Annotated in this window: 10 protein-coding genes; 6 read left to right on the top strand and 4 right to left on the bottom strand. The window is 63.5% G+C overall.

Features of this window, described 5'->3' with window-relative positions:
• Positions 1-61: 61 nt before the first annotated feature.
• From panE to QMX83_RS18785, 3 genes are all read right to left on the bottom strand, one after another.
• Positions 62-994: a 2-dehydropantoate 2-reductase gene (gene panE / locus QMX83_RS18795; RefSeq protein ID WP_282298164.1), complete on the bottom strand. Its 933-nt coding sequence runs from the start codon at positions 992-994 to the stop codon at positions 62-64.
• Positions 995-1,077: 83 nt separating this feature from the next.
• Positions 1,078-1,878, bottom strand: coding sequence for an ABC transporter permease (locus tag QMX83_RS18790; RefSeq protein ID WP_282298163.1), 801 nt, complete (start codon positions 1,876-1,878; stop codon positions 1,078-1,080).
• Positions 1,875-2,822, bottom strand: a complete 948-nt coding sequence (locus QMX83_RS18785; RefSeq protein ID WP_282298162.1) for an ABC transporter ATP-binding protein — start codon at positions 2,820-2,822, stop codon at positions 1,875-1,877. Before QMX83_RS18785 ends, QMX83_RS18790 begins: the two co-directional genes overlap by 4 nt.
• 103 nt (positions 2,823-2,925) lie before the next feature.
• Here QMX83_RS18785 and QMX83_RS18780 point away from each other — a divergent pair, with 103 nt between their 5' ends.
• The gene (locus tag QMX83_RS18780) at positions 2,926-3,675 is read left to right on the top strand and encodes a ferredoxin--NADP reductase (RefSeq protein ID WP_282298161.1); all 750 of its coding nucleotides are present in this window, start codon (positions 2,926-2,928) and stop codon (positions 3,673-3,675) included.
• 140 nt (positions 3,676-3,815) lie between these two features.
• Here QMX83_RS18780 and QMX83_RS18775 read toward each other — a convergent pair whose 3' ends face one another.
• Positions 3,816-4,445 (bottom strand): SMI1/KNR4 family protein, encoded by a 630-nt coding sequence (locus tag QMX83_RS18775; RefSeq protein ID WP_282298160.1) that lies wholly within the window; start codon positions 4,443-4,445, stop codon positions 3,816-3,818.
• 59 nt (positions 4,446-4,504) lie between these two features.
• On the opposite strand from QMX83_RS18775, the gene QMX83_RS18770 reads away from it, so the two are divergent.
• The 5 genes from QMX83_RS18770 to QMX83_RS18750 all read left to right on the top strand — a co-directional run bounded on the left by QMX83_RS18770 (position 4,505) and on the right by QMX83_RS18750 (position 7,487).
• A complete protein-coding gene (locus tag QMX83_RS18770; protein WP_282298159.1) occupies positions 4,505-4,825 on the top strand; it encodes a hypothetical protein in 321 nt (106 codons plus the stop codon).
• Entirely contained in the window at positions 4,822-5,163 is a 342-nt protein-coding gene (locus tag QMX83_RS18765) for a hypothetical protein (protein ID WP_282298158.1), read from the top strand. The genes QMX83_RS18770 and QMX83_RS18765 overlap by 4 nt, the downstream gene beginning before the upstream one ends.
• Before the next feature lie 223 nt (positions 5,164-5,386).
• Positions 5,387-5,677 carry a hypothetical protein gene (locus QMX83_RS18760; protein ID WP_282298157.1) on the top strand — a complete coding sequence of 97 codons (291 nt, stop codon included), beginning with the start codon at positions 5,387-5,389 and terminating at the stop codon, positions 5,675-5,677.
• The gene (locus QMX83_RS18755) at positions 5,674-6,225 is read left to right on the top strand and encodes a hypothetical protein (RefSeq protein WP_282298156.1); all 552 of its coding nucleotides are present in this window, start codon (positions 5,674-5,676) and stop codon (positions 6,223-6,225) included. The genes QMX83_RS18760 and QMX83_RS18755 overlap by 4 nt, the downstream gene beginning before the upstream one ends.
• Positions 6,225-7,487 (top strand): hypothetical protein, encoded by a 1,263-nt coding sequence (locus tag QMX83_RS18750; RefSeq protein WP_282298155.1) that lies wholly within the window; start codon positions 6,225-6,227, stop codon positions 7,485-7,487. Before QMX83_RS18755 ends, QMX83_RS18750 begins: the two co-directional genes overlap by 1 nt.
• Positions 7,488-7,550: the final 63 nt, after the last annotated feature.

Genomic DNA, 7,550 nt, shown 5'->3' with positions numbered 1-7,550 from the left:
GCCCTGCGTGGCTTCGCGGTGTTAAACAGGGTCGAAGCCACGCAGGGCGTGGCTCTACGGATCAGCGACTGGCCTCATACGCCTGCAAATGGCTGTAAGCCACCGCCAACAACGGTGCCAACACCTCGGCCTCCCGCGCCCGCAGCCGCATATCCCCCACGATCTGCATCGCCTCCACCTGCTGCCCGGCTTCCAGATCGCGCAGCATCGACGCCTTCAATGCTGACCCGGCCTGCGTCAACGCCCCCAGCGCAATCCCCTGCGCCTTCTCAGGCACCGGCTCATCGGCTGCCTCAGCCACCGCTAGGCACTCCGCATACAAGCCCCGCATGATCGCCTCACCTTCATCGGTGCCCACAATCGTGCCCACGTCCGCACGCATCAAACAGGTGCCCGCCGCCAGCGCGGTCAGGAAGGTGTACTTCACCCACTGCTCCTGGCCAATCGCATCGCTGGCCAGATGATCGACATTCGCCTGCACGCAGGCCGCCGCCAGCGCCAACACCCGCGCGCTCGACCCGGTGTTGTCGCGCTCACCAAAGGTCAGCTTCGCCGCAGGGGCCAGGTGCAGCACCGCGCCATCCGGTGCCTTGGTCGCGCTGATGAAGCACAGACCGCCCAGCACCGCGTTGCGCCCGAAGCGCGCATCCAGCGCAGCGTAGTGCCGCAACCCGTTGAGAATCGGCAGCACCGTCGTACGCGAGGACACCGCCGGCGCGATTGCCTCGATCGAGCTCTCAAGGTCATAGGCCTTGCAGCTCAGGATCACCAGGTCGAACGGCTTCTCAGCCGCCAGCGCCGCCAGCCCATCAGCGGTCACATGCTGCACCGGGAAGGTCGCATCGCCCAGCGGACTGCGGATCACCAGCCCGTCCTGCGCCAACTGCGCCGCGCGGGCGGGCCGCACCAGGAAGGTGACATCCACCCCGGCCTGGGCCAAACGCCCGCCGAAGTAACCGCCGGTGCCGCCGGCACCTAGAACCAGAATGCGCATTGTTGACCTCCAGCAATCCTGAGGGCCGGCCAACGGCCGGCGCTACCGCTACTTGCCGCATGGCAATCTGCCGTGCGCTTGAATCAGCTCCGCATCCCCACACCGCGCTTCAGCAGCCACAGCGCCAGTGCGCTCAGCACCACCACGAAGCCGATCATCAGCGCGTAGGCCACCCACAGCGGCACGTCGCTCGAGCCCAGCAGGCCGTAGCGGAACGCATTCACCATGTAGAAGATCGGGTTGGCATGGGTCGCCGCTTCGGCCCAGGTCGGCAGCAGCTTCACCGAATAGAACACGCCGCCCAGGTAGGTCAGCGGGGTCAGGATGAAGGTTGGCACAATCGCCACGTCGTCGAACTTCTTCGCGTACACCGCGTTGATGAAGCCGGCCAGCGAGAAGATCGTCGCGCCCAGCAGCACTGTGGTCAGCGTCACCAGCGGATGCGGAATGCGCACCGGGGTGAAGAACATCGCGATGATCAGCACGATCACGCCCACCATCAGCCCGCGCAGCACCGCGCCCGCCACGTAACCCCACAGGATCACCCAGTTCGGCATCGGGCTCACCAGCAGCTCTTCCACATGGCGGCCGAACTTCGCGCCGAAGAACGACGAGCTGATGTTGCCGTAGCTGTTCTGGATCACGCTCATCATCACCAGGCCCGGCACGATGAACTGCATGTAGCTGTAGCCGCCCATCTCACCCACGCGCGAGCCGATCAGGCCGCCGAAGATCAGGAAGTACAGCGTCATGGTGATCGCCGGCGGTACCAGGGTCTGGCCCCAGATACGCAGGATGCGCGCCACTTCGCGGCGCACGATGGTCATCAGCGCGATCCGGTTGCGCTGCCCGTCGGTCATCACCGGGCTCGGGGTGGTGCTCATGCCGCGTTCTCCTGGTTGCCGGTAAGCCGCACGAACAGCTCCTCCAGACGGTTGCTCTTGGTGCGCATCGAACGCACCCGGATGCCCGCCGCGTTCAGCGCCTCGAACACCCGGTTCAGATCCATCGCACGCGGCATGTCCACGTCCAGCGTGTGCGCGTCGGTGGCGGTGATGGTGGTGCCCTCGATCACCGGCAGCTGCGCCGGCAGGTCGCCATCGATGTCGAACAGGAAGCCTTCCACGTCCAGCTTGGCCAGCAGCGCCCGCATCGGGCCCTGGGTGACGATCTGGCCATGGTTGATGATGGCCAGGTGCCGGCACAGGTGCTCGGCTTCTTCCAGGTAGTGCGTGGTCAGGATGATGGTGGTGCCGGCCGCGTTGATCTCCTTCAGCACCCGCCACATGTCGCGGCGGATCTCGATATCCACGCCGGCGGTGGGCTCATCGAGAATCAGCAGGCGCGGGCGGGTCATCATCGCGCGGGCGATCATCAGCCTGCGCTTCATGCCGCCGGACAGCGTACGGCTCATCACCTGGGCCTTTTCCCACAGGTGGGCGCGCTTGAGCTCCACCTCGGCCATCTTTTCGGCTTCCTCGCGCGGCATGCCGTAGAAGCCGGCGTAATTCACCAGGATGTCGAACGGCTTTTCGAACAGGTTGAAGTTGATCTCCTGCGGCACCAGCCCGATCAGGCGCATGGTGGCGCTGCGGTCGCGCACCAGGTCGCTGCCGAACACTTCCACCTGGCCTTCGCTCAGGTTCACCAGCGAGCTGATGATGCCGATCAGGGTGGACTTGCCGGCCCCGTTCGGGCCCAGCAGGGCGAAGAAGTCGCCCGGGGCCACGTCCAGCGAGACCCCCTTCAGGGCCTGGGTGCCGTTGTCGTAGGTCTTGCGGAGGTCGCGCACCCGCAGGGCGGGGGCGTTATTTGTCTGGGAAGCCAAGCTCTTGCCTTCGCGCCCAAGGGCGGCGCTGGAGTGGGGCGGGGAGCCGCTATTATAGAAGCCCCCGAGGGCTCGCCCCGGCTACACACTGTTTCCCAAATTCGTGCCTGTTCAATTCCCCCTCAAGCTGATCGGCCGCCACATGCTGGCCCCGACCGTCGGCCACTACCAGTTCCTGCGTGATGACGGCCAGCCGCTGGATTTCCAGCCCGGCCAGTTCATCCAGGTCCATTTTCACTACGCTGACGGCACCGAAACCAAGCGCAGCTACTCGCTGGCCACCATCCACGACCACGCCATCGGGGCGGGGGAAGCGGTGGATATCGCGGTGAGCTTCGTCCCCGGCGGGGCCGCCACGGCCCTATTCGAGGGCCTGGACATCGGCGGCCACGTACAGGCCAGCGGTCCATACGGCCGGTTCTGCCTGATGCCCGGCGACCACAACGCCCGCTACCTGCTGATCGCCACCGGCACCGGGGTCACCCCCTACCGCTCCATGCTGCCGCTGCTGGCCACCGCCATGGCCGAGCGCGGGGTGGAGGTCGTGCTGCTGCAGGGCGCACGCACCCCCGGCGAGCTGCTGTACAGCGAGGATTTCTACAACTTCGCCGAACAGCACGCCAACTTCCGCTATGTGCCGTGCTTATCACGCGAACTACCGGAAAACCCGCACCCAGACGTCCGCCACGGCTACGTGCAGCAGCACCTAGCCGAATTCGCCCCGAACCCGGCCACCGACATCGCCTACCTGTGCGGCAACCCCGACATGGTCGACGCCACCTTCGAGGCCCTGAAGGCCGCCGGCCTGCCCAACCCCCAGGTCCGCCGCGAGAAGTACGTCAGCAGCAAATGACGCCCGGGGCGTCCCCGTAGAGCCACGCCCTGCGTGGCTGCGCGGCCCCACACCGCCCGAACACGGTGAACAACACAGATCTCGGTAGCGCCGGCCGTTGGCCGGCCCCCTCAGCGCCCGATCAACGCGCCAGCCCGGCCTCACCCATCAAACCCGGCCAGATCCCAAGGCCCATACTCAAAATCCCCCTCACGCGCCGCAGCCGCCGCCAGCGCTTCCGCGTCCAGCGCCTCAACCCGCTCCCGCACGTCGCCGGCGCGCTCCTCCAGCCACTCTTCAAAGCTCCCGACCAGCTCCACCACGGAGCCACCCTCAACCAGCCACACCAGCGGCTCGGAGCCCTCGTCTTCCTCGGGATCAAACCCAAACGCCCACCCGTCACCGTCGGCGAAGTTCCAGCCGGCAAACATCACGTGCTGCCAGGCGTATTCGCCGGCCACACGCGCCTCCCGCGCCGCATCGAACGCCATCTCCTCGTCGGCCAACATCGCACTTACCTGGCGCATCGCCAGCGGCGGCAGAAACGCGAACGCGTAGTTGAGACGGGAAGGAGCAGCAATCAGCGGATAGCCATGCTGGGCCACAAACGCACGGTATGAGGACGGTAGCAACGCCTCAACATCCGCAGCCGAGGGCGCACCCTCCGCCTCGTTGCCGTCGTGCAGCCAGCTATCTCCGAGTTCAGAGCGCGATAGTTGGTCGGAGAGCCCACTGCGGGTTAGGACGCTGACCAGGGTGGCCCATGGAGCGGTAGCGGCAATGGAGTTCATGACGATTCCTTTCGACGTAAGATGCTGAGCAGTGGTTGAAGGATACAGGAGGTCCAGGAATGACCCTCGAGGCGAATCGCCCCGCCAGCTCAATTGCAGTTACCGCGTTCCACGGCATCGTGGTGCGAAAAGACGCGCTCCGCGCCAAGTGCATTCCGGTTGCGGACGTACTACACGCCCTTGAAGCCACGGCACCGTTGGACGAGGACGGAGAGCTCCTCTCCTTCGGACCATCCTTCGGCGAGGAAGCGCTGCATGAGTTCATCCGGCGACTCGAAGCGCTAGGCCTGGACTACTTCACAGACTACTGCACCATCAGCGCAGACATCCCCGAGTGGTGCGCGCTGCGTGCTTCAAGCAACAGCGAGCTGGACGCGTGACTGGAAGCGATAGATCTGACCGCACCCATGAAGACGAGCAGCGTCAGCTGCTTCGATCTGCACTGGACGAGTTCGTAGCAAATCCTGGCGCTTCGCTGGACATCGCTGGAAGAATCGAAGTCCTGCTTGATGATCTGTATCCCAGTGACGACTACCTCCAGGAGACCGTTGAGATGCTGGCGTGCTATCGTCCGGAGGAAGCGGAACGGACAATTGGTTGGGCCGTGATGCGCTCGCGCCTCATCGGTGTAAAGCGGCATCTGGACACTCAAGACGAAAAGTCCAAAGTTCAGCTGCATGACCGAGAGAACAACCCTCACGGCGGAGCGGTGAAATGAGGATGACCGATAAACCAAAGCCAACGGCCCAGGACCTCCAGCTGTTCATGCGGGCATGGAATCAATTCGGCAGCACAGGAGTGAATGACGTTGCCTGCGACGAGTGTGGATATCTCATTCGGTTTGAAGTGATCGGATCAGCGACGCGCCATGAGTGTGACTGTGGGAAGTTCACCGGTACGCTTCGGGGGCTATAGGCGCTGCGATGACTGATGAGAAACAGATGAGTGCCGACAATTCTTTCCCTCCACTGCTTCGTTTGATCCTGCGTACCTTCTGTCACGTTGAGTGGTACGAAGTGCATGAGCTGGCTGCTATCGCAAAATCCCCTGACGTGGATTTTGATGTTGCCCAGTTCAAACGCGAGCTCATGCAGGCCATGGAGTCACCCCGCATTTCTGTCGAAGAGATCCACAAGCTCACTTCGGAGGAGTTCGAAACCGAGGACGAAGCGAGGCAGTGGCTCAAGAGCGTCTACGACAAGGTCTTCGGCACACCGCGGCGGACAAAATGACCGGTCGTCCCGTAGCGCACCCCCTGTCAAGCCTGCTTCCAAACTTCAGCAAGGACGACGGATCTCTTCCTGAGGTCGAGATTGACTTCTGCGATCCCGCACTCATCCCGAAGGCATTCGCGTTGCTGTTCGCCCGCGGTGGGGTTGTGGCTTCCGCAGGGGGTGCAACACTCTGGAGGCGAGACACGGAAGAAGACATCGCCTTTACCGGCCCGGAGTGCGCTGACCTTGTCATTGGCGAGACTGCTGATCCATTCCATCTGCTCCTGGGAGGGATCTGCGTAGAAGGCGCACACATTCCGGACTTGGGCGTATTCGTGCACCAAGGCGGGCTCATTCTGGACTACCGCATGGGGCCGGAATGGGGATTCGATCAGATCTCAGCGCTGATGGCGCTGCTCAATCACTTCCGGGACATGGGCGGAACCGTGAGAGTGCCTTGGTGGGGAGTCCAAGGTGAAGCGGCATTCCTCGCTGCGCTTGCGCTTGATAGAGAAGCCGGTAACGACGAGCCGGCCATCCCTCATTCTTCTGAAAGGTACACATGATGTCGAGCAATGATTTCTCCGCAGATGAAATCGCCGAGCTGCGGGCCCAGCGCATAGAAATATTCGCCGACCGCGTCATCTACGATGCACAGCCGCCGCTGAGCGACGAGAAACTGGCCTTCCTTCAAGGGCTGTGTGGTGGGGAAATCCATCATGACCTGTTGGCGCTCTGGAAGCTCACCGCCGGCGGACGTCTGGCATATGACCTGACGATGCCCATGGATGGAAATGAAGAGGCGATCTCCTGGAATGAACTCTTCTATGAAGGCAGTGACGGCTATCGCGATCTGATCGAATGGATCGAGCATGAGCGGGCGCTGGCGCAGGAAGCGCATGAGCATCGCGGCGAAGAGTGGAACGGGAAGCTCGGCGTGGTCCCGATCGGAGGATTCGAGTACTGCGATCGAATCTACGTGGTGACCGACCCGGATGCGGCTGACTTCGGTCGGGTGTTGGCCTGGAAGCAGGGGTTGCCGCCGGCTTGGCGCGGTAATCTGCACCAAGATGCTGTGGCCACTATCGCAGATGATCTGGTCAGCGCCTTTAAAGAACTTCATCTCGAGACCGACCCGCTGGCGTCGCCTGGAGACTATTCCGTCAGTGATGAGTTCCTGGAGTATCTCAGTGAGCGGCAAGAAGAACATGGAATGCAGAAGGCGCTGGCCGACAAGCTCACGGCGTTCTATCGCCGTGCCATGGTTGACTGGAAAACGCCACTCGCCAATGGAACTTTGTCCGCGCATCCGGCCTTGGTGCGCCTCTCGATTCGCGATGCGGTCGGATCTGACGATGCGGAGCTCGTGGGTCGCTTGGCCGCAGCACGCGTAGTGTTCGATGGCGTGGTGAGCGGCAGTCACGGCCCGACCTCCTTCGCATTGGCGCGCGGTGCCTACGCAGCGGCGATGGCGCTGATCCAGGCAGGTGCGCCGGTTGTGGAAGACGCGCTGGACGAGGTTCACGGCAATCTTCCGCCAGAGCTCGCACACACGCTGCTACGCGCAGGGGCGAAGCCCAGCGCGAATGCCATGGCCAACTGCGTTGCCTATGGCGCAACCGAAAGTGCGCGAATCATCGGAGTCGGTGTGCCCGGTCAGAGCGTATCCGCTGCGGACTACGATCGGGCAGCGGCCACAATGCTGGAAGAGCTTGAGCGGGACACCGCCAAGGTGCGCGCGGGTAAGCTCCACCACTACCTTCGTCTTGAAGGCCTTGAGCTGCACGCCCAACGCCTGCGTGAGTTCAGGTACTCGTTGCCGCATTAGCGCGTATCCCCGCTAGCGCCGGCCGTTGGCCGGCCCTCGTTACCGCCTGGGCCGGCCAACGGC

Origin of the sequence: Stenotrophomonas sp. PS02289 (genome assembly GCF_029960115.1) — a bacterium.
GTDB lineage: Bacteria > Pseudomonadota > Gammaproteobacteria > Xanthomonadales > Xanthomonadaceae > Stenotrophomonas.
The sequence above is the reverse complement of the archived record's forward strand: the minus strand, read 5'-3'. Positions and strand labels throughout refer to the sequence as shown.